This window comes from Candidatus Gracilibacteria bacterium, assembly GCA_041661045.1.
Classification (GTDB): Bacteria; Patescibacteriota; Gracilibacteria; order UBA1369; family 2-02-FULL-48-14; genus 2-02-FULL-48-14.
This window is the reverse complement of sequence record JBAZVE010000001.1, coordinates 235,220-257,537: the sequence shown is the minus strand read 5'-3', so window position 1 is coordinate 257,537 and position 22,318 is coordinate 235,220. Positions and strand designations below refer to the sequence as shown.

18 protein-coding genes, 1 tRNA gene and 1 pseudogene are annotated in these 22,318 nt (G+C 49.5%); 4 read left to right on the top strand and 16 right to left on the bottom strand.

All coding sequences use genetic code 25. From position 1 onward, the window contains the following. Positions 1–9: 9 nt before the first annotated feature. The 10 genes and pseudogenes from WC777_01170 to sdaAB all read right to left on the bottom strand — a co-directional run bounded on the left by WC777_01170 (position 10) and on the right by sdaAB (position 9,991). The gene (locus WC777_01170; GenBank protein ID MFA6023813.1) at positions 10–1,632 is read right to left on the bottom strand and encodes a hypothetical protein; all 1,623 of its coding nucleotides are present in this window, start codon (positions 1,630–1,632) and stop codon (positions 10–12) included. Positions 1,633–1,748: 116 nt separating this feature from the next. Continuing rightward, the gene (locus WC777_01165) at positions 1,749–2,054 is read right to left on the bottom strand and encodes a hypothetical protein (protein MFA6023812.1); all 306 of its coding nucleotides are present in this window, start codon (positions 2,052–2,054) and stop codon (positions 1,749–1,751) included. A gap of 345 nt (positions 2,055–2,399) precedes the next feature. Next, complete coding sequence (locus tag WC777_01160; protein ID MFA6023811.1) at positions 2,400–2,825, bottom strand: hypothetical protein; 426 nt, start codon at positions 2,823–2,825, stop codon at positions 2,400–2,402. Between the two features lie 72 nt (positions 2,826–2,897). Next, the gene (locus WC777_01155) at positions 2,898–4,541 is read right to left on the bottom strand and encodes an S-layer homology domain-containing protein (GenBank protein MFA6023810.1); all 1,644 of its coding nucleotides are present in this window, start codon (positions 4,539–4,541) and stop codon (positions 2,898–2,900) included. A 28-nt stretch (positions 4,542–4,569) separates the two neighbouring features. After that, positions 4,570–4,854 (bottom strand): 2Fe-2S iron-sulfur cluster-binding protein, encoded by a 285-nt coding sequence (locus tag WC777_01150; protein ID MFA6023809.1) that lies wholly within the window; start codon positions 4,852–4,854, stop codon positions 4,570–4,572. Positions 4,855–4,857: 3 nt separating this feature from the next. Then, the gene (locus WC777_01145) at positions 4,858–5,739 is read right to left on the bottom strand and encodes a 2-oxoacid:ferredoxin oxidoreductase subunit beta (GenBank protein ID MFA6023808.1); all 882 of its coding nucleotides are present in this window, start codon (positions 5,737–5,739) and stop codon (positions 4,858–4,860) included. After that, entirely contained in the window at positions 5,724–7,499 is a 1,776-nt protein-coding gene (locus WC777_01140; GenBank protein MFA6023807.1) for a 2-oxoacid:acceptor oxidoreductase subunit alpha, read from the bottom strand. Before WC777_01140 ends, WC777_01145 begins: the two co-directional genes overlap by 16 nt. A 76-nt stretch (positions 7,500–7,575) precedes the next feature. Beyond that, positions 7,576–8,370, bottom strand: coding sequence for a phosphoribosylglycinamide formyltransferase (purN, locus tag WC777_01135; protein MFA6023806.1), 795 nt, complete (start codon positions 8,368–8,370; stop codon positions 7,576–7,578). 95 nt (positions 8,371–8,465) lie between these two features. Further along, positions 8,466–9,233, bottom strand: a pseudogene (sdaAA, locus tag WC777_01130) (L-serine ammonia-lyase, iron-sulfur-dependent, subunit alpha). A gap of 74 nt (positions 9,234–9,307) precedes the next feature. Continuing rightward, positions 9,308–9,991, bottom strand: coding sequence for an L-serine ammonia-lyase, iron-sulfur-dependent subunit beta (gene sdaAB, locus WC777_01125; protein MFA6023805.1), 684 nt, complete (start codon positions 9,989–9,991; stop codon positions 9,308–9,310). 552 nt (positions 9,992–10,543) lie between these two features. Here sdaAB and WC777_01120 point away from each other — a divergent pair. Next, positions 10,544–11,368 carry a hypothetical protein gene (locus WC777_01120; GenBank protein MFA6023804.1) on the top strand — a complete coding sequence of 275 codons (825 nt, stop codon included), beginning with the start codon at positions 10,544–10,546 and terminating at the stop codon, positions 11,366–11,368. A 472-nt stretch (positions 11,369–11,840) separates the two neighbouring features. On the opposite strand, the gene eno is transcribed toward WC777_01120, so the two are convergent. Continuing rightward, entirely contained in the window at positions 11,841–13,103 is a 1,263-nt protein-coding gene (eno, locus tag WC777_01115; GenBank protein MFA6023803.1) for a phosphopyruvate hydratase, read from the bottom strand. Positions 13,104–13,257: 154 nt separating this feature from the next. On the opposite strand from eno, the gene WC777_01110 reads away from it, so the two are divergent. Continuing rightward, positions 13,258–13,863: an MBL fold metallo-hydrolase gene (locus tag WC777_01110; GenBank protein ID MFA6023802.1), complete on the top strand. Its 606-nt coding sequence runs from the start codon at positions 13,258–13,260 to the stop codon at positions 13,861–13,863. A 13-nt stretch (positions 13,864–13,876) separates the two neighbouring features. Here WC777_01110 and lexA read toward each other — a convergent pair whose 3' ends face one another. The 3 genes from lexA to WC777_01095 all read right to left on the bottom strand — a co-directional run bounded on the left by lexA (position 13,877) and on the right by WC777_01095 (position 15,365). Next, the gene (gene lexA, locus WC777_01105; protein ID MFA6023801.1) at positions 13,877–14,704 is read right to left on the bottom strand and encodes a transcriptional repressor LexA; all 828 of its coding nucleotides are present in this window, start codon (positions 14,702–14,704) and stop codon (positions 13,877–13,879) included. Positions 14,705–14,960: 256 nt separating this feature from the next. Further along, positions 14,961–15,209, bottom strand: coding sequence for a hypothetical protein (locus WC777_01100; protein ID MFA6023800.1), 249 nt, complete (start codon positions 15,207–15,209; stop codon positions 14,961–14,963). Positions 15,210–15,290: 81 nt separating this feature from the next. Further along, positions 15,291–15,365: transfer RNA gene (locus WC777_01095), tRNA-Arg, on the bottom strand. Positions 15,366–15,467: 102 nt separating this feature from the next. Between WC777_01095 and WC777_01090 the strand changes: the two genes are divergently transcribed. After that, positions 15,468–15,986 carry a hypothetical protein gene (locus WC777_01090; protein MFA6023799.1) on the top strand — a complete coding sequence of 173 codons (519 nt, stop codon included), beginning with the start codon at positions 15,468–15,470 and terminating at the stop codon, positions 15,984–15,986. Between the two features lie 9 nt (positions 15,987–15,995). Then, positions 15,996–18,560: a DNA mismatch repair protein MutS gene (mutS, locus tag WC777_01085; protein MFA6023798.1), complete on the top strand. Its 2,565-nt coding sequence runs from the start codon at positions 15,996–15,998 to the stop codon at positions 18,558–18,560. Here the strand turns inward: mutS and WC777_01080 are convergent. After that, complete coding sequence (locus WC777_01080) at positions 18,557–20,974, bottom strand: hypothetical protein (protein MFA6023797.1); 2,418 nt, start codon at positions 20,972–20,974, stop codon at positions 18,557–18,559. The two genes, mutS and WC777_01080, sit on opposite strands and share 4 nt — an antisense overlap. Beyond that, positions 20,974–22,221, bottom strand: coding sequence for a hypothetical protein (locus WC777_01075; protein MFA6023796.1), 1,248 nt, complete (start codon positions 22,219–22,221; stop codon positions 20,974–20,976). The genes WC777_01080 and WC777_01075 overlap by 1 nt, the downstream gene beginning before the upstream one ends. Positions 22,222–22,318: the final 97 nt, after the last annotated feature.

Here is a 22,318-nt window from a genome sequence, read left to right as displayed (position 1 = left end):
CCAAATGGGTTAGACGGCCCAGAATAGCAGGTCTGCCCGAGGATTTCAATAAATCAAAGCAAGATAGCACTTCTCGCAGTACACAGGTTCCGCCCGATCTGGGGAAGTGCTGCTTTGAATGTCCCGTGAACACTTCATGCATTGTCGTGCCCAGAGTTCTCGTGGATTGTGCCCCATCATTCGAGCCTTATGTCGGCAATCATGACATTTCTGCGGTTCAGGTAAGCTCATTTTCTTGTAAAAATCCAATTCTTTTTGAATGCATTTGAACACCTTTCTACAGGTCTCACAGGTCTTTGCACCGGGGACAGCCACGAACTCCTGAGCAACGGGTTCTTTCCATTGGTAGCCAAGCTCCACGGCCTCTTCTTTACTCAGAGGAAAATACTCCTGCGCCAAAGTTTCATTGTAGGCAAAAACGGAATAAGGAAAGAACTCACCCCATTCGCCGGTCTGTTTCATGTGTTCGATGATGCGGGGCACAAGCACCTCGTATTCCTCCTTTGAATACTGTTTATTGAGGATGCAATATTCTTTCCGCTTCAATGCAACGCACCCAAACAAATTCTTTGAATAATGGCAGAAATCACAGTAATCCGAAAAAGAAATATTCCAGGAAAAGTTGGAACAACGCACTTGAAAACAATTCACGCAGATGCTGTGAGAATTATAAATCAGCTCTGTGCCGATGAAGATCACATTAGAGTCGTAAGCATCTTTTAAATCTTGCCCTAAATAGACATACATAAGATCCTTCCCATTTTTGATGTCAAAAGAGTTGAAACAATTTTGACTATTTAATATATAATCCCCCGTACAATTCTCACAATTATTGAGGTGGGCAAATTTATTCGGTATAGACAAGCAAAGGGCAGAAAACTGAGCCTGAACTTCCGGTGAACGCGGATCCAACTCGGCGATTTTTGCCTCATAAGTCTCTTTTGAATACGGTTCATTGAAAATATAAAACTCTTTATTCCGGAGCCCCTTGCAGCCAAAGCAATTTTTACAGGAGACGAGGTCTACCCCAAGCACACAATCACTGCAGTTTTGTGAATTTTGGAGATAAAAACAGTGGTAACAATTGTCGAGTTCCAAGCCTTCGTAACAGAGCTCAGAATGGTTGATGAGTGAACAGTCCACACAGTCCCGGCAGGAGATGCTCAAATAACAATAGGAGCAATCCTCCGAATATCCTCCGGCAAAGGTGAGGTAACAATTTTTCGATCCCTCTTCACAGTTTGTGTACTCGCTGTTCTCTCCATTTCTACTGAGCACACCCACCCGCGGCACCCGAAAATACACTTCCTTAAATTGATCAAAAAAAGGTTTGGAAAAATCAAACGCTTGTCCGTAATCCATGGGATCCCATCCATCGCCCCACCAACACTCGCTGCAATACACGGGGAAGGGCGCAGACTCCGGATAAATGGCGATCATCACTTTTTTACACAAATCACAGCCCCGTTTATATAGCGACCGTTCATTCCTGTGCGCCAGTCTTTTCCGTTGCCGCTCCTCCGGACAAAGCGAAGGCACCGGCACACCCATCCGCGCACAAAACTCCTGTTCCCATTCACTCACCGTGAAGGGTTTCCCGGTCAGTCGACAGTTTTGAGTGAGAGGCGGCATAGACTCGATTCTAGCCTTGCTTCAACTTTTCCTCAAGCCGGCGATTCTTGAGCACCCCTTCCTTTCCGCAAGCTTTATAGGTAGAATAAACGGGCTTTTTAGCTATGAAAACACTCTTACTCGCAGCCGGTCGCAGTCGTCGGGTCAAACCCATTGAAGACAAGAACTTCCTTAAGTTTGCGGGAAAAACGCTGATCGAGCACCAATTGGACACCCTGAAAAGAGTGGGACTGACGGACATTTGCATTGTGGGTGGAGGACATAATTTGGAGAAACTTGAAAAAATTGCAAAAGAATATGGAGCAAAACTGATTGAGCAGGAAGATTTGGATGAAGGTATGGCGGGCGCCATTTTGGCCGCTGAGCACGAAATAAAAAACGAACCCCTGCTGATTTTTAGCAGCAACGATGTCTTGGCGCAAAGCGCATTTGAGGCCATGCTCAAGGCAAAAGATTCAGAGGCAGACGCCTATCTTTTGGCTTACGAAGTGCAGGAATATTTCCCGGGAGGCTACTTGAAAACCGAAGGGAAGCGCATCACGGGAATCGTGGAAAAACCCGGGGCGGGGAAGGAGCCATCCAACTGGGTGAACATCGTTTTACACCTATTCAAAGACCCGACTTCACTCCTCACCGCGCTTAAAACCGTGAGCAGCGATCAAGACGATCGTTATGAAGAGGCGCTACAAACGCTCATGGCCAAACAGCATTTTGAAGCCGTTCCCTACAGTGGATTTTGGCAACCGATCAAATATCCATGGCACATTTTAGAGCTCATGAAATTTTCATTCAAAGTCATGGGCAGTGAGGTCCACTCTTCCGTGGAAATCGCTGAAACCGCTGTCATCAAGGGGGCGGTCCGCATCGAAGAAGGCACACGCATCATGGACCACGCCACCATTGTCGGGCCAGCCTACATTGGAAAAAACACCGTCATTGGAAATAACGCTTTGGTGCGGGAAGCCATGATTGGGGACAACTGCGTGGTGGGTTACAACACCGAAGTCGCACGGTCTTTTGTTGGAGACGATTGCTGGTTCCACACCAACTATGTCGGCGACACCGTGATGGGCGATGATTGCAGTTTTGGCGCCGGAGCTATTTGCGCCAACCTTCGTCTGGACGCAGGAAAAGTGAAGAGCGGCGGCGTCATAAGCCCTTGCGATAAACTTGGCCCAATCCTGGGCAGCCACATCCGCATTGGCGTAAACACCAGCCTCATGCCGGGCATCCGCATCGGCTCCAACACCAGCATCACCTCCGGCTTAGTGATTGCAGAAGACATCGACAACGGCAAATTCGTGAGCGGAAAAATGGAGCTTAGTATTCAAGAGAATCGACGGCAGTGATCACAACAAATTCATGTCTTCCAAGTCGATCCCATATTTGATGAGATCTTCAGAGACACTAGTACCCAACACTTCTATCAAGACTTTTGAGAAAATAAGCTCGGTGGTTGTATAGACACCTTGCCCATCAGGGATAATATCCAGATATTCTGATTCAAGCTCAGGGTCTTCAATGAAAGCATAAATCGCATCCATTACATCTCCAAAATGGCTGTTTTCAGGATCATTCAGCAATGTTTCCACCAGACACATTGCTGCGGGATAATCAAGATCTTCTCTAAGATTAGGGTAGGGATAGTAATCATCATCGCGGTAGTAACCATTTTCACCACAGGAGATGGAATCCTTGATGTCTCCTTGGTTGTATTTTTGTGTAAATTCTGCCAACCCTTCATTAAACCAGCCAGGTACTGGCGCTTCTTGAACAAATGCATGAGCCAATTCATGACTATTAGCACAGTAACTTGAGCTTGAATTATACAAGAATCCCTCCGGATTATTGGTCAAAATATCCTCAAGAGCAAAATCCATATTCTCTTGGCTTTTTCGATAGAAAATTTTCCCAAAAATGCTAGAACTCTGATTGGAGTCATCACTGCTTATATAAATTTTAGTTACGAGTTCATCTTCAGGAAAATCAAAACCAAAAAAATCACTTAGAAGTGGATCGCAATACAACAAATCATCCACATAAACTTTGCCAAGTTCTTCATATCCTTCAGGGACAAGCACCACAACATTTTCTTTTTCAATGGCCATAATCGTTGTTTCAAGTTCTTCGTCCCCAAGCCATGTGATGTCATAGTCTTCATTAGTGGTTTCATAGATCTCATAATCCTCACCGTAACGCGCCTCTGCATACTCTGCACATTCTGCGTCCGAACCAGCACTTTCGACAACAATAGCCTCATCGCCAGGAACTTCTAAAAGTTCCCAATAATCAAAAACATAACTTTCCGTATCGTCATACAAAAAACATTCTTTCCCATTTGCATAACTTGGTTCATCTTCAGTCAAATACATTTCCACATTATAAACAAGCTGGGCCATCTCCCCACGGGAAATCGAATCAAACATTCCAGAGTCGATGGTTTCCAATAAGCTCAGTTCGAATGCCATCCAATAGTATTGCTCATACCATTCTTGATGGCTACTCGTCACCTCAATATCATAGGCATTCAACACCACACTCAAAGCTTCCACAAGATTGATTTCAGCCTCGGGATGGAAATTTCCATCAGGATAACCGCCTACAACGCCCCGGGATCTGGCTTCACAAACATAATCCGCATACCAATCGTATCCGACATCCAGGAAACAGTTTTCGCCGCTAGACTCACCGGGATAGAGTTGCTCCATCACGATTTTGGTGAACTCTGCTCGATTGATGTCAGCATAGGGGTGGAATTCATCATTGCTGTAGCCCTCCACAACGCCAGCTTCTTCCAGATATTCGATCGCATCTTTATTAGGGGAGGTGTCGATGTCGTCAAAGGCAAAAGCCGGAAAGGAGACCAAGAGCAGAGAAAACAGTATGGCAATGGAGAAAGATTTCTTCATAAGGAAGTAGTTATGTACGGTCTTATGTTTACTGCTCAAATTCCACATCTCCATTCACGGTGCACTGGCAGCCGAGTCGGGTGGTCATGTCACCGGCATCCACACCCCGTACCTCCAAAGTGAATTCTTCTTGTTCAGTTTTCGGCCCCAAATTTTCTGCACCACTCTTGATTTGAATAAGGCAGGTGGAACAAATCCCACTCTCACAAGCAAAGGCAATATCGAGACCCGCAGTTTGGGCGACTTCACGGAAACTTGAGCCCACTGCGCATTGCGCGGTGGCACCGGTGGAATGATTTTTAACGGTTGGCATACATTAGAGGTAAAATTTCATCGCGTCGCTGATGTCCACACTCGAAATGTCGTGATCCACCAGAGGCTGCTCGGCAATCATAGGGAGTTCATCCTCATATGTCGAGCGGTCTTCTTTGTAGTAAACCCCAATATTGATTTTGTCTCCCCACTCCTCGGCCTTCGCAAAAGCCATGGCACGACTGGTGGGATCATAATCCGGTTCAGTTTCCAATTTATGAATCCTTTCTTGGTACCACTGGTAGGTGTTCACTTTATTAAAAGTCACGCAGGGTTGAAGCACATCGATCAAAGAAAATCCACGATGTTGAATGCCTTCCATGATCATTTTTTTGAGATGCATGATATCGCCGGCATAACCGCGTGCCAAAAAGGTGGCCCCGGAAGCCAGTGCAATGCCCAGCGGTCGAGCCGCCATTTCAATCACTCCTTCCGGCGTGCTTTTGGTTTTAAATCCATGGTCGGAAGTGGGGGAGGTTTGCCCCTTGGTGAGACCATACACCTGATTGTTTTGTACGATGTAGGTGAGGTTGAAATTGCGGCGTGAGCTGTGCACCAAATGCGCCATTCCAATTCCATATCCATCCCCATCTCCGCCAATCACAATAACATTCATTTTATGGTTTGCGATTTTCATTCCGGTGGCCACAGGGAGCGATCGTCCGTGAATAGAATGGAACCCGTAGACCTTCACCAAATGGGGAGCCTGAGAACCACAACCAATTCCGGAAACGATCATGGTTTCCTCGGGATCCAATTTGAGTTCAAACAAAGCTTGTTTCAGCGCCACCAAAATTCCAAAATCACCACAGCCCGGGCACCAGTTGCACTTGGAACCGGTGTCCAAATCGGTGAGTTTTTCCAGCATTTTTAAGGATTTGTTCATGCGTTCAGGGTGTCATGAATTTTAGCAAGAATTTCAGCGGGATGCAGGGGCCGTCCGTCGTAACGGAGCAAGCGATCGGTGATTTCGATGCCCGTGTATTGACGAATCACACCGCCCATTTGACCTTCGGAATTGTTCTCCACCAGCACCCTTTTTTTTGCCGCCCCCAGAATTGCCGCCACTGCTTCCGTGGGGAAGGGCAGCACCATTTTGATCTGTAAAAAGTTCACTTTGAGACCATTTTCATTGGCCACGCCCATCGCTTCCAAGATAGGCCCCTTGGTAGAGCCCCAGCCCACCAGTGTGAGCTCCGCATCCGCGGGTCCGTGGAGTTCACACATCTCGACGGCGCTCAAATATTCCTTCCTCAGCGTCTCCAATTTGCGTGCCCGCTTGTCCACCATCTTGATGCGATTTTCACTGCCCTCATCCAAATCGCCATCTTCTTTGTGCTCATCCGTAGACACAGCGTAAATGGTATTTGGCATTCCCGGCACTGCGCGCTTAGACACACCGCTCTCGGTAAATTCAAATCGTTTGTAGTCGCCTTGTTTCATCGCCGCGGCCTCTTCCATGCTCACGCGCGCCCCGCGATCCACCGTATAATCCTGCATAAAAAGTTCCACCGACTGCACCGATTCCCCCAAATATTTATCCGTCAAAAGCATACAAATCATTTGATATTTTTCCGCGGTATTAAAGGCTTTTAGCGTCATTTCAAAACACTCTTTCATGTCTCCGGGGAGGAAAATCACTCGAGGGAATTCGCCTTGCGAAGCATGCATTAAAAAGCGCAAATCCGCCTGATCCGTCCAAGTGGGAAGTCCTGTTGAAGGGCCCGGACGCATGCCTTCCACCACCACAAGCGGTGTTTCGGTGATGCCCGCCATTCCCAGGGCTTCCGCCATAAGTGAAAACCCGCCACCCGCCGTTGCCGTCATGCTGCGAACCCCCATGTGCGCCGCGCCAATGGCCATGTTGATGGCCGCAATTTCATCCTCACTGTGCTTCATCACAATTTTATGTTTCACCCCATATTTGGCAATAATCTGCATGATGGAAGTCACCGGAGTCATGGGGTAGGCGGCCATAAATTTTACCCCCGCCTTCAAAGCACCGAGCGCAATCGCCTCATTCCCGGAAATCACCATGCGTTTGGGAGCACCGGGCACCGCCGCAAGCGTCTTCGCAAAAGGCTCCTTGTAATTTTCCATCACAAAATCAAAGCCCGCTTTCGCCACCCCAATATTGTGTGCCACCACTTCCGGCCCCTTGCGTTCAAAAGTGCTTTGCAAAACATTCTCCACCGGCCCAAAGCCCATTCCAACAATCGCAAAACTGGCTCCCAGAGCCACTGTATTGCGCATCACGCGTTCTGCTCCAAGCTCTTTGGTGATCCGTGCCAGCGGCACCGAAATCAATCGCAAACCCGCACACTTCTCCGCGTCCAAGACCACCGTTTCTCCATCATAAATAATCACGCCTCCCTCCGCCATTTCCGTACTATGCAAGTCCACCGTTTCTTTATTGAGCGCCAGCATAATGTCGATTTTGTCGCTGTGCGCGTGCACGGTTTCCGTTCCCACTCGCACCATCGCAATATTATGTCCGCCACGAATCAAAGAAGGATATTCCACATAACCAAACACATTCAGCCCGGCCCGCGAGCAGGCCCGTGCAAACATTTGGCCCATGGTGGTGATTCCGTATCCGGCCTCACCGCCCACCAACCATGTCAATGGTTCATAAACGCTTTTCATTAGATGAGTTGCTTATTATCGCCTATCCGAATCAAGTGTATCACATTCACGGGGCAAGATTCAGCCGCAGCTTGATTTAAATCCAAATCCTCCTCCAAAATCTCGATTTCCTCCCACCCGTCTTCCCCCATTTTAGACCCAATAATATCCGATCTTCCATCCAAATCACTCATTTCCCAAAACTTCGGCGCAATAGCCGCACAGGCATTACACCCGATGCAGTTCGGTCGATCGTGACGGATTCGATATTTTTTATCTTGGGGATTCACGCACCCAGGGTACCTTTTCTCTCCCTGTAGATCAACCGTATCGCCTCCGGATACGCCTTCTTTTCCAATTTCAAAACCTTGGTGCGCAAACTCTCCGGTGTTTCGCCCGGCTCAATGGCCACTTTTTCCTGTAAAATCATGGCGCCGCTGTCCACGCCGATGTCCACAAAGTGAATGGTCATGCCGCTCTCCTTTTCGCCGGCCGCCAGAACACCTTCGTGCACTTTCATGCCGTACCAACCATTGCCGCCGTATTTGGGGAGCAGGGCGGGATGAACATTGATGATGTGGCGAGGAAAGGCACTCACAAAAACCGGCGTCAGAATCTTCATATAACCAATCAGACAGACCAGATCCACCGTCGCTTCTTTCATGAGCCGTACCAGTTCCGCATCATACTCTTCTTTGGATTTTCCTTTGGGATCCACAAAAATGGCCTTCAGTCCACGCACCCGAGCCTTTTCCAAAACCGGCGCATCCTCTTTATTTGAAATCACAATCACAACTTCAATTCCAGGCATTTTGCCTTCATCCATCTCTGTATAGATGGCACCGAGGTCGGTCCCGTTACCGGAGGCGAGTACGCCGAGTTTAAAGCTCATTTCGCACAAGGGTTATCGCCAATCTTCAGTAAGCCCATTTTTTCGGAAACGCGTTGACCCGTGGGCGTCATGGCGAGGCCGCCTAAAGCCGTCTCGCGGATCTTGGGAGACATGAGGTCGCCCACTTCACGCATGGCGCGAACCACTTCATCAAAAGGCACAAAACTTTCGATGCCCATGCAGGCCATATCGCTGGCAGCCATGCTGAAAACAGCACCGATTCCATTCCGTTTGATGCAAGGCACTTCCACGAGTCCACCAATAGGATCGCAGGCCAGACCAATCATATTTTTGAGTGCGAGTGAGGAAGCATGCAAGCTGGTTTCCGGGCTGTAGCCGCGCACTTCGGTGAGGGCCGCCGCGGCCATGGCCGTGGCACTTCCGACCTCAGCTTGGCAACCGCCAGCCGCGCCCGAAAGCGTGGCGGTGTTTGCAATCACCACGCCAATCGCAGAAGCGGTGAGCATCATTTCCAGCATTTGCTGATGAGTCAGACCGAGCTTGTGTTTGGCACCATAAATCACCCCCGGCAGCACGCCCGCAGCACCCGCAGTAGGGAAGGCTAAAATCACACCCATGCGCGCATTGTTTTCTCCGGTGGCTACGGCTCCAAGCATGGCGCGCACCGCCGATTCATTGAGCAGCAATTTATCACTCCATTCTTTAAAATCCTTCACGGCTCGGGCCAATTTAGGCGTTGAATTTCCAACCATTCCACTCTTACTGAGTTCAGGATTTTCAATCGCCGCATCGATTCCATCAAAAATAACCTGCAATCGTTCCCCAAGCATCTTCAGAATCTCTTCTTCCGATCGGTTCGAAAATTGTTTTTCGTAATTGAGCATCACCTCCCAAATCGACATTTTGTGTTCCTCACAGCGTTCAAGCAGTTCTTTTGCGTTGTGGAAAATGTACGAAGCAGCCATCTCAAAAAGGGTTAAGAAAGTTTTTCGAGCGAGCGGGCAAATAAAATCCCCTCTTCTTTTTCAAGCGCCAAAAGCTCTTCAAGCGCCAGGGATTTTTCAATACTCAAAACACTGAGCACTTTATTTTCAAACGCTAAATAGCAACTTTGCATATTCACAATCCGAATATTTTTCTCCCCCAAAAAGCTCGTGATCTTGGCAAGCATTCCGGGTTTATTCTCATTCTCCACCACCAGGGTGAAGAACTGTTCCGCGCTATTCCCGGTCAAATGCACATCAAATCCATTGATTTGATCGATCACCACGCTACCCCCTCCAATGGAAGAGCCAATCACCACGGTCTTTCGATTCGCGTTTTCCAAGGTGATGCGCACGGAATTGGGATGATGGCCGGCACCCAAGTCTCCAGGTTCAAATTCATATTTCAATCCTTTCTCATCCGCAATTTCAAAAGAAGTTTTAATGCGCGCATCGTTGGGGGCAAACTTCATCACGCCACCCAAGAGCGCTCGGTCTGTGGCATGCCCCTTATAAACCTCTCCAAAAGATCCATGGAGTAAAAAATGCACTTTAGTAGGGGTTGCATCAAAAATGGCTCGCGCAAACTGCCCAATCTTAGCTGCCCCAGCAGTGTGAGAGCTGGAAGGCCCCACCATGATCGGACCCGCGATGTCGAAGAGGGAAAAGGTGCTCATAAGTAATGGAATTATGAATCAAATGGATTTTTTAAGCAAGGAACCCAAAAGAGCCACCAGATTCAAACAGCCGACCTTGAAACAATTTCTTGTTCGCGTCCAGCGTAGAAACTTGATAACAGAAAGACCTTTGCGTATATTGATATGAAACGCTGAAAAACACAAACACAGCCTTTCGCCTCGCTCCTTCAAAACTAAGATAAAAACAAAAAGTTACTTTACCTTAAACGGCTCTGCTTTATGCTGGTGGTCTCGACTAGATCACCCGCGAGAAATAGATTCTCACCTCCACTCTGTGGATCTCGCTTCGCTCCCTGCTTCGGCACAACGACTAGTATCCACGCCAAGAGTAGCCCCGGTCCGGCCCTAAAATCGACCAAAGTAAGGCAGATGAAAAACAAAAACAGAATGGAGTTCGTCACCATTCACAAGACCGACCTTTCCCTCATCAATGAGCTCAGAGCTCTGAAAATAGCTTCTGATAGCTCGAGAGAAAAGTCGGTTTTTGATTTACGCCTATTGTGGTAAAATACGAGCTTATTTTAAGACTAAATGGCAAACATTGATCATCCGGAAGACGGCAAAGGGCTCGACGCGCAGCTCTTGAGAGATCTCAAGGCGATACTATTGGCGTATGGAGGAATACTTGGAACAAAAGACAGAATAGACCCCAATGCGATAGCGGGTTTTTTGGAGGTGAGTCCGGAACTCTTAGAAAAGAGCGAAGAGGCCCCGGAAGTGGTTCTGGATCAACTGCCTCACCTCTTCACAAATGCCAAGGAAATGTCGAAAGAGCTGAATGCATTAGCAAGAGTGATTTCAGAGGCCTTTGGAAAAGTGTATCCGGATGGATTTTACCGTGATCCGGTGCCCACAATAGCTTGCGCGCGAGTTTATTTTTTACTGCTTGTTTTAACCATTGGGGAGGAGGAGGCAACATTAAGATTCGAGCGGGCCTTGCGGAGAAATTTCATAAGGAGAATGATGCAGGAGATGGCTAACGGCTCGTGTAAACCGGTACCTGAATTTGTGCTCAGTTTGGATGAAGAGGATCAGGAATTTTTTGATGGAAAGATGGCGGAATTAGAGGAGGAAGGGGCCAACGGAATACCGAGTGGAACGGAGCTAAGGATGGAGGCTCTCCTGAATGGGCTCACTGAGGAGACACAGCAAGCCCTCATTGAAATTCACCCTGACATGGAGTTAGCCTTTGCTAGGAGAATGGTAGAAACGGGAAAACGAAGGGTGATCGAAGAAATGTCTGCGAAGCTTGCAAGGAGGGGCGAGGAGTGGGAGCGGGTCCACACCTTTTTAAGGGATCCAGAGAGAATCCAAGAACTTTCTGAAGAGATCATTGGTGGATTCGGTTCAGATTAAAACAGCCCATCTTGAAACAATTTCTTGTTCGCGTCCAGCGTAGAAACTTGATAACGGAAAGACCTTTGCGTATATTGATATGAAACGCTGAAAAACACAAACACAGCCTTTCGCCTCGCTCCTTCAAAACTAAGATAAAAACAAAAAGTTACTTTACCTTAAACGGCTCTGCTTTATGCTGGTGGTCTCGACTAGATCACCCGCGAGAAATAGATTCTCACCTCCACTCTGTGGATCTCGCTTCGCTCCCTGCTTCGGCACAACGACTAGTATCCACGCCAAGAGTAGCCCCGGTCCGGCCCTAAAATCGACCAAAGTAAGGCAGATGAAAAACAAAAACAGAATGGAGTTCGTCACCATTCACAAGACCGACCTTTCCCTCATCAATGAGCTCAGAGCTCTGAAAATAGCTTCTGATAGCTCGAGAGAAAAGTCGGTTTTTGATTACTCGACAAAGTCGAGTTTGCTCCTGTTAGGCAAACGGATTCACGAATCGCGCTTTATCACCCAAAGCCTCCTCAATGCGCAGCAGTTGGTTGTACTTTGCAATACGATCGGTGCGGCTGGCGGAACCGGTTTTAATCTGTCCAGTCTCCAGGGCAACCGCCAAATCTGCAATCGTGGTGTCCTCGGTTTCTCCGCTTCGGTGGGAAGTCACCGTGCTCCACCCGGCAGCTTTTGCCATTTGGATGGTCTCGATAGCTTCTGTTAATGTTCCAATTTGATTCACCTTCACCAAAATGGAATTCCCACATTTTTCATCGATTCCACGGCGCAAAAACTTGGTGTTCGTCACCAAGAGATCATCGCCCACAAGCTGAACGCGGCTGCCCAAAGATTCCGTGAGTTTTTTCCATCCCGCCCAGTCGTTTTCGGCGAGACCATCTTCCAGCGAAACAATGGGATATTTGGAAGTCCACTCTTGCCACAGCGCAATCATCTCATCACTTGTTTTGACTCCACTCCCGCTTTTTTTAAACACATAATTCCCATTCTCCCACAGTTCACTCACCGCAGGATCCAAAGCGATCCCAACCTGTGCACCGGCCTGATATCCCGCGGCTTCAATCGCTTTGAGCAAATACTCCAAAGGCTCTTCATTGGTCTTAAAATTTGGCGCAAAACCACCCTCATCCCCAACAGAAGTGGAGTGGCCGTCTTGTTTCAGAATCTTTTTGAGCGCATGAAAAATTTCAGTTCCCCAACGGAGGGCTTCCTTAAAAGAAGGAGCCCCCACCGGCATCACCATAAATTCCTGAAAATCCACGCTGCTGTCCGCATGCGCACCTCCATTGATGAGGTTCATCATGGGAACAGGGAGCAAGGTGGCATTTGGATTGAGGTGCTGCCACAGCATAAGCCCCTTTTCATTCGCGGCCGCTTGAGCCACCGCAAGGGAAACCGCCAGAATTGCATTCGCTCCCAATCGGCTTTTATTTTCAGTCCCATCCAGGGTGATCATGGTGTGATCCACAGCAGCCTGTTCCATACTGTCCAGCCCCATAACGGCTCCAGCCAACTCCGTTTCCACATTGGAAACCGCCTTCATCACCCCTTTTCCACCATATCGTTTGTCTCCATCACGAAGTTCACACGCTTCATTTTCACCTGTAGAAGCTCCACTAGGCACAATGGCCCGCCCAAAACCTTTTTCGGTCTGAACCTCCACCTCCACCGTAGGGTTGCCACGAGAATCCAGGACTTCCCGAGCATGAACGCGAGTAATTTTAGACATAAGCAAGAATATTAAGGCTGAAATCAGTTCCACTATTTCATGGACTAGGCACGCCGCGCAAGCTTTGTTAGAATGCCAAGCGAACCCGAAAGGGTTTGCTAGACAATAAGGTGGCGAAGCCACAACAATATTTAATTAATTAGACACCCTTCTCATGGATATCATTTGGCACGGACATTCCTGTTTTACTATCAAAGGCAAGGACGCCACCATCGTCACCGACCCTTTTGAAGGGCTGGGAGTAAAGCTTCCAAAGCTCAAGGCGGACATCGTTTCAGTGAGCGGAGAAGGAGAGTTGGCGGAAGTGGATGGAAACCCAAAAGTTCTAGATTGGCCGGGTGAGTTTGAGGTGTGCTCCGTCGCCATCGAATCCATCAACCTTTTGGCCGAAAACCTCAACATTTTTATTTTCGCGATCGATGGGATCAAGATCTGTCACCTCAGCGCACTTTCGCACGAACTCTCTGAAGAATTGGTGAATCAAATCGGTGAAGTGGACATCTTAATGGTTCCCGTGGGTGGCGCCGAAGTGCTGGATGGCAAGCTGGCTCAAAAAGTGGTGGAAGCCATTGAGCCTCGTATGGTCATCCCAATGTTTTTTGCAGCCACCGACACCAAACTCGGCATCGGCGGCCCCGCAGACTTTTTGAAGGCAATGGGGAAGACCGAAGTCATCCCCGCCGAGAAATTCTCGATCAACAGTCGGGCAAGCCTACCTGAAGATCGGATGGACTTTGCTTTACTTGCACCCAAGATCTAAGCTGCAGCAAAGCCTAAAGGGCCATTAAAGCTCCGGAGCGATTTAAACGATAGCCGCTCTTTTGAGCATAGGGCATAAAAAAATTAAAAGTCCGGCTCATGAGACTTCTTCTCCCGGCAAAATAAACGCGAGAAGTGGAGATGTGAAATTTTTTACGAGTTTTACGACTAAACATAGGGTGGAGTGGTGAGAAAATATGAACAGGTGTGACGGAGACTCAGTACATGCGGATCACGGCCGTAACCACGCCTTGCACTTCGAGATATTCATCAGGATGAATATCGGAATAATCAGGATTATCTGCCTCGAGCCAAACCTTGGCTTTGCCCTCCACGGTGCCGCTTCGGTATCTTTTTACCGTATTATTTCCATCCACAAGTGCAATCACAATATCTCCATCTTTGGGCTTGAGTTCCTGGTTGGCGATCACAAAGTCTCCCTCCAAAATTCCGGCATTGATCATGCTGAGTCCGCTGACACGAAGGGCAAAGGAGCCCTGAGGCCGTTTGAGCAAATCATTCCCAACCTCAAAGTAATCCAACACATGCTCTTCGCTGAGCACAGGACCTCCGGCAGGGATAGTTCCCAAAAGAGGAATACGGGACATATTGCCGGCGCTTTCCAGGCGCTCTTTTACGGAGTCCAGCATCGCGATACCTCGGGGAGTGTCATCCTTTTTTAAAAACCCCTTCTCCACCAAAGCTTTGATGTGTTTGAGCACACTATTGTCACTACTGACACCAAAATGTTCACGCATCTCCCTCAGTGTGGGGGATTTTCCGAGTTTCATTTGGTATTGCTCAATGTACTTGAGCACGGCTTCTTGTTTTGCGGTCATCATAGGGTGAAAGGTGAGTGTACCCTCAATATAGGTGAGCACTCTCTCACCGTCAAGTCTCGTCAAGCGAACTTACCTTGACACAACAAAATCGGCCTTGCACTATAGCCTTATGAAAAAGCTCGATCCTCGCCTCCGCTCCGTCCTTGAGGTCACCATATTCATCCTCATCTTTGGGGGCTTCACTGTTTTCCAGACTTGGCGCAGCGCCGCACCCGGTGAATGGCCTCTTTTGGCCCTCGCGACCCTAGCCCCAATCTTACTTGTAAGCATACTCGTTGTGTGGAACGCCTCCCGAATTGTGGATGCCCTCGTTTGGCTGACCCGCAACCCCCAAAAAGCCTTCGCCGGGATCTTTTTCTTCCTGGCCCTTGTGCCCATCGTTCCCCTCAGCATCGCCCCGGAATCCCTCCTCCCAACCCAAAAAATCCTGGTCTTCCTGACCATTCCTCTCAACCTTGTCTTGGGTCTGGCCGCCTTTCGCCTCCCCACAAACCCAAACCGCCAATCAGGCGCCTTCTTCATCCTCGCCCTCCTCCTCACCACCGCCTTAACGGTGGCCGCTGTGGCGAGATGGTGAGTTGAGCAGTGGTGCCTCCGGGCGGAATTGAACCACCATCTTATCCTTAGGACGGATTTGTTCTATCCGTTGAACTACGGAGGCATTGGGGCGAAGCCAAGTCGGCATTCGTCCCAGGTACTTTAGTGGATTTTGGGGAGAACGGCAATCTTGCAAAACTTGAGTAGCGGCTCTAAGCTGAAGGCGATGCGCAAAACACTTCTAACGACGGCTTTGCTTACACTCTTGTGGACCGTTCCTTCGGCTCGGGCGTGTGAAGAGTGCCCAACGGATAGAGTCTTGGGCCTTGAGGAAACCATGGAGGCCAGCGATTTGATTATTGTGGGAACGCGAAGCGACGCAAGCAAAGAAGAATACCCGCAGATCATAGAAATCACGGCAAAAGAAATCTTTAAGGGAGAACTCACGGAGAACCCCATTAGGGTGGAAAGTTTCACCGCTGATTGCGAGTACGGTGTGGTGATTACAGATGATCAGGACTATATTATTTTCCTTAAAAAAAGGGAGGATTTTTACACCTCGGTGAGACAGGCGTGCGGAGTGATCACACTACTATACGAAGAAAATAAAGAAGTTTTGGAGGGACTCCAGGCGACTCCAGCCCCGGAAGTTCAAAAAGATTTCACGGTTTTTTGGGCAGTCGCGGGAATTCTTGCGGGATTGGGAGCCTTTTGTGGCCTTGCGCGCGCCCGCAAGCATCGCTAGCATGCGGACATGAGCGAAGCGACCCCCATGATGCAGCAGTATCAAGCCATAAAGGCGCAGTATCCGGGCGCGATTTTGTTTTTTCGTTTGGGGGATTTTTACGAAATGTTCGGCTCTGACGCGCTCGAGGCATCCAAGATTTTGGAGATCACGCTAACCTCGCGGGACAAAAAAAGTGAAAACCCTTTGCCCATGTGCGGCGTGCCTTATCACAGTGCGGAAAATTACATCGCGCGGCTCACCAAGGCGGGGAAAAAAGTGGCGATTTGTGAACAGATGACGGACCCGAGTTTGCCGGGAATTGTGGACCGAAAAGTGATCCGCGTCATCACGCCGGGAACCACCACCAGCGAGCAGGTTTTGGAAAACAAGCGGAGTCGTTTTATTTGCGCGCTTTTCCCCAAAAAAGATTATTTTGGATTGGCCTTTGCCGATTTGAGCACGGGGGAATTTTATGCGGCGGAATTTCAGGGGGAGGAGGCACTGCGAACAGAGTTTTTGCGGCTCCAACCGGCGGAAATAGTGCTGAGGCGAGAAGATTATGAAGATCCGGTACTTCGGGCGGCCTTGGCGGAGCTCGGGGAAGCCCCCATTTCTTCCTGCAATTTTTATGAAGAAGCTCACATTTTATTGACCCGAAGTTTTAAAATCACAACCCTGGAACTCTTTGGGATCGCGAATTTGCCCTTTGCCATTCAGGCCTCCGGGATTTTGCTCCGCTACCTCATCGACACCCAAAAGGAAGGGCTCAGCCACATCGACCGCATTCAAGCGTATCATCGGGAGTCTTTTATGCCTTTGGACGAAGCAACCATCCGCAATTTGGAGCTTTTTTCTCCGTTGAGAGGGGAACATGAGGAGGGAACGCTGCTTTCAGTTCTGGATCAAACCCAGACCTCAATGGGAGGGCGACTGCTGCGCCAATGGATTGCACGGCCGCTGCTCAAAAAAGAGGCCATTGAAGAGCGCTTGGGCAGTGTGGAAAACTTGGTGAAAGATGAAGAGCTCCGTGCCGGGCTCGAAGACGGCATAGAGGGATTGGGAGATTTAGAAAGACTCACGGGGCGCCTCAGCGGAGCCACCGGAAATGCTCGAGATTTAGGGGGCCTGGCCCAAGCCCTAGGGCGGATCCCAAAAATTCAAGCCGTCCTGGGTGGAGCGCAGGCTCCGCTCCTCGCCGAACTTCGAGGCAAGCTCAAGCCTCTGGATGAACTCGTGGCACTCATTCAAAGCGCCATTGTGGACACGCCGCCGCTCCGCCTCACGGAAGGAGGAATTATAAAAACCGGTTTTCATCCGGGCCTCGATGAGCTCCACGGACTCATGAAAGATGCCCGCTCCGCGCTCCGCCGCATCGAACAAGAGGAAATTGCCGCCACCGGAATCAGCACGCTGAAGGTGAGTTTTAACCGAGTGTTTGGCTATTATATTGAAATCAGCCGGGGCAAGCTCGATCAAGTGCCGCCGCATTACATCCGCAAGCAAACCTTGGTGAACGGCGAACGGTTCATCACGCCGGAGCTCAAGGAATACGAAGAAAAAGTACTCACCGCGGAAGAGCGAAGCAAGGCGCTGGAACACGAGCTCTTTCTAAACCTACGGGAAGAAGCGCTCAAAAATATTCACGCCATAAAGGAAAATGCGGCGGTGCTGGCCGAACTGGATGTGCTTTTGTCTTTTGCAAAAGGGGCGCGGCACTCCCGTTATTGCCGCCCCGAACTGGTGAGGGAGCCGGTGCTCGAAATCAAAAAGGGTCGCCATCCCGTAGTGGAAAAACAGAGTTTTGAGCAAGCATTCACCCCAAACGATGCCATTTTTAAGGCCGATGAAGACGAAATCCACCTCATCACCGGGCCCAACATGAGCGGAAAATCCACTTATCTTCGCCAGGTGGCCCTCATTGTGCTCATGGCCCAAATTGGGTCTTTTGTCCCCGCCGAATCGGTGCGCATGCGCGTCTTCGACCGTATTTTTACGCGAGTGGGCGCCAACGACAACCTGATGCGCGGCCAATCCACTTTTATGGTGGAAATGCAGGAGTCCGCCACCATTTTGCGGAGCGCCACCCCCAAAAGCCTTATTATTTTGGACGAAGTGGGCCGTGGAACCAGCACCTTCGATGGACTCAGCTTGGCCTGGGCTATTTTCGAACATCTGCACGAAAGCATTCGCGGCTTCACTCTCTTTGCCACCCATTACCACGAGCTCATCAAACTCGCCGAAGAACTTCCCCGCGCCCAAAATCACTGCGTTTTAGTCCAAGAAACCGAAAAAGAAGTGCTCTTTCTCCACCAGATTAAAGCCGGAGGCATCGACAAGAGTTACGGCATCGAAGTCGCCCGTCTCGCCGGCCTTCCCTCCCCAATCCTCGACCGTGCCAAAGACCTTTTGCACACTCTTGAAAATGAAAAAATTCAAGACCCCCACAAAATCCCCATCAATCAGCCCACTCTTTTTGTCCGCGACCCCGGCACACTCACCCATCCCGCCCTCGAGCGCCTCAAGAACCTCAACCTCAATCAAATGACCCCCCTCGAGGCTCTAAACGCGCTGAATGAGCTCAAGAAGATTTAAGCAGGTTTTCTACCTGCCACATTGCTCAATAGGGCATCTCTAAAGTCCGCCGCCCGCAAAGCACTTCGTAAGGCTTCATCGCTGACACGGCTGTAAAAGCGGCCATCAGGTTGAGCGGAAAGGGGGAGCAATTCTTCAGGACGACCTTCGTGTTGTTTCCCTTCAGCCTCAACAAGAAGGCGAATCTCAGTCTCGATGCGGGTTTCCCGACCATTTCCATAGCTTTTCACAGGAAGCACCGGTCCCACACCCGCCCCCGCAATCACAACCCAATGCTGTTGCGGATTTCTTAGCGGAGGTAAATCCCTAACAAAAGCTGAAAAAGGACCTTTCACTTGCCTCCAAAGAGCAGCTTTCTGTTTCGCGCTCATTCCATCAGGATAGCTCGTCCATTGCGTTAAAGAACGGCTAGGATCTATATTTTTCCACACATCGCCATGCATCGTAAAAAATTGAGAATCCGCAGCAACCAAAACCGCCAGCATAAGATCCACCGAAACCACATGTAACCGTTCACGGTCGCCTTCCCCGGGGATATAACCCATATGGGCAACGACTCCTGTTTGAGCCCCCATAATGTCTAAGTCCAAGGGTTCCCGACGAGCGAGGCCAAGACGAGGGAGCGTATGTAGCGCAGGAAAGGCTTCTTTCCCAACACGGACTGGAAGCGAGCGCGCCTTTCGAGGGGCGGGCGTACGCAGGTAGCTTCTCAGTTCCATGAGGATAGATCGAACTCCATTATGGAAGTCCCTAAAATGGGGATCCCTTTGAATAGACTGAAGAATTTCTTGCATCTCTTCCCAAGTGAATTGTTCGGGATCTTCAACGCCGAGCGTTTCCCAGAAGGTCTGAGCTGGAGTCTGAGCCTTTTGGCAAAGCGCCTCGAACTGTTCAGGAGGAACCACGGCAGAAAACAAGACCGGTGCTCTTTCAGGAGCTTGTACAGCAGGAGTTTGTACCGCTTCCACCACCAAAGGGCCGGCCTCCACCATTGGGGGAACCGGAGCTAAGGAAACCGCTTCATTAAACCAGGCTTCCACACTTTCTTGCAAAACAGCAAACATTGTTTGTGGATCTTGTTCAGAAGCACTCTTGAGCTTTGCCCAGACTTTCTTAAGGAGATCCGCATCAATACTTGCACCCGTACTGCCTGGGTGAGCCAGCTCCAAAAGTACGGTTTGCGTAAAAGCGAGCATATCCGCAGGTCGTTCACGAGTGGTCACCTGCACCGGAGCTTCTTCAACTGGAGCCACTGGCTCTTCGGCCACAACCGCAGACTCCACGGCTGGGACCTCTCCAAGCAAAACTTCTTCAACTACAACTGGAATCTCAAGCTCCTCAATCGCAACCGGAGCTTCTTCAACTGGAGCCCCAAGCTCTTCAATGACAGGCATTTCAACCTCAGCCACCGGCTCAACAACCACAGTCACAATCTCTTCAGTCACAACCAGAGCTTCTTCAACTGGAGCTACAACCTCTTCAGCCGCAGCCACAGGCTCCACAGCTGGAACCACAGGCTCTTGAGACAGCCCCTTCGCTTCGTCATCAAGTTTAACCCACATCTGTACCAAAGCTACTTCAGTCCTTCTTAGCCTATCGGCCATTTGATACACGCTGTCCAGCCAGGCCTTTTCTCTTGGGTTGTCCAAGAGGGAGATCATGCCGGGATAAGCCATGGGCCTTGCATAAACCTTTTCGATAAAATCACAAACCATTTTTGGAGAAAACTGCCCGATTTCCGCCAAAGAAACATCATGAAGCCAATTTGAAAGAGTTAGAGAGGTCGAAGCTTCAGCCTCCTTCATTAACTCTGCTCCCATCCTATCGAAACCAGCATACTCCGTGGACATCGAAGGGAGGCGATAAATGGATTTATCCGGAAACACGAAACCTTTTTCCAAAAGAAGGGCACAGGCACGGTCTCCTGCGCCCTTAATCAAACCACCGAACCGGACACTTTGGGCTCGGGTTGATTTCTTTGCACCGTCCAAAACTTCCCGTATAGGTCGTGATTCGGTGACAGGATCCGTCAGTTTCCTTCTCAACAAGGTCTTTTCACCTGTCGTCTTTACATCCAAGACATCCTTTCCCGGCTTACTGGTTGAGAAGGCACTAAGCGCTTGCAAAGACCCTTCAGCAGCCCTACGGAGTGCCCCGATCAACTCGGGAGGGATGTCTGCCTCCGAAGCCGTACCTCCAGGGCCAGTGACCTCATTTATCACCTGTCGAATAATTTCTTGCACGGTTTCTACCCTTAACCCATGAGCCGTTGCTTCATTTCGAGGATGGGCTTGCATCAACTGCAGAATTCTACGCCAATTCTTGTTTTCAAAGAGTTTACGAAGATAGTCTGACTTGAACTCAGGATTGGTTACGCTCTCCGGAGCTGACGGTGTAGATGCGGGTTCGTTCATTAGGGAAGAAGGCTAAGGGCTTTAACTCTTATTTGAGACACTTCTGCGGACAGAGCTCTGAGTCCGGAAAGTCTTGCTTCAATATCTTGAATCTTGGTGTCGAGAGCCGCAGCGGCTTCGAATTGTTCGCGGAGCCCCTCCAGTTCTTGTATTGTAGTCGCAAGTGTCCTTCTGGCATTCTCAAGAGTGTCGGTCAGTCCTTTTTCTTTCTCATCAAAGGCCTTTTCAGCGTCAGGATTCAAACCGGTCCCACTCTGCCCGATTTCTAGGAGCAGCTGATTCAGCGATTGTATTGTTGTTGCTTTCCTCTCTTGGAACGCAGCAAGCGCAGCTTCTGCCTCTCTAATAACTCGTTCAGCCTCAGCTTTCTGCGCCTCCACCTCATCAGGATTTTTTAGAGTTCCGAACGGGGCACGCTGATCTTTCAATCCAGTCACCAAGGAGCTGAGTTCCTCTATCGCACGATTAAAAGACCCTTCAAAGCCCAGACCCATCACTTGAACTCCTTGAGCCAAATCGGAGGTGACCGGCACCGCTTCTATCGCTTTAGGGGCGACGCGAACTTCCGTTGCCGGGGCTGGCGCTGCAGGAGCTGCACCACTTGCATGGAGAGCATTGCTTCGAACCAGGTCAAAAACTTGAAGACCCATAGCAGTGAATATCGGTCGTAAATCAGATAATTGCAGGCTAGGAAAGACCTTGTGCATCCTGCTAATCGTAGAATCGGGCATAGCGGGACCTGAGTTTGGGATCATGAAGGAATTCCTCAACATGTTAATATCCACAGTCGCTACAGAATTTTCTAGTAAGACGGGAAGGCCCTGATCAAAACCAGAGTGGTTCAACACGCCTCTTCGTAGCCCAAGATACTGTTGCAGGAACCACCTCACTTGGACAACAGCAGGGTCCCTTAAATACTGCCCCAAGGCTTCTTCATGGCTACCTCTCACAGACTGATCAATGGGTGTACAAATAAGGTCAGACAGTTTCACTCCTACCTGATTAGGTCTCGGTAAAGCCACACTCAAATCCTTAAACTGATCTTGTAGTGCAGCCCTCACAACTCCTATACCCCTCTGCCACTCTGCAGAAGGAAGTTTTGATTCAAAGAGTGGGGCATGCGTTTGAAGAAGGGTCTCAAGGTGATCCAAGTAAAAAAGGATCTCCTGTGCATTAAAAGGGGCGCGCACTTCTTGTTGAGCCAAGTCTCGGGGAATGTCTAAGAGTGCAGTAGGAGTTTCAGTCATAGAGTAAATGAGGATTACGGAGAGCGATTGTACGATAGCACTTCAGAGTTTGTCAATGGTCATCGGCGCAGTCGCCCCGCAAGCTTGCCTCCCACAA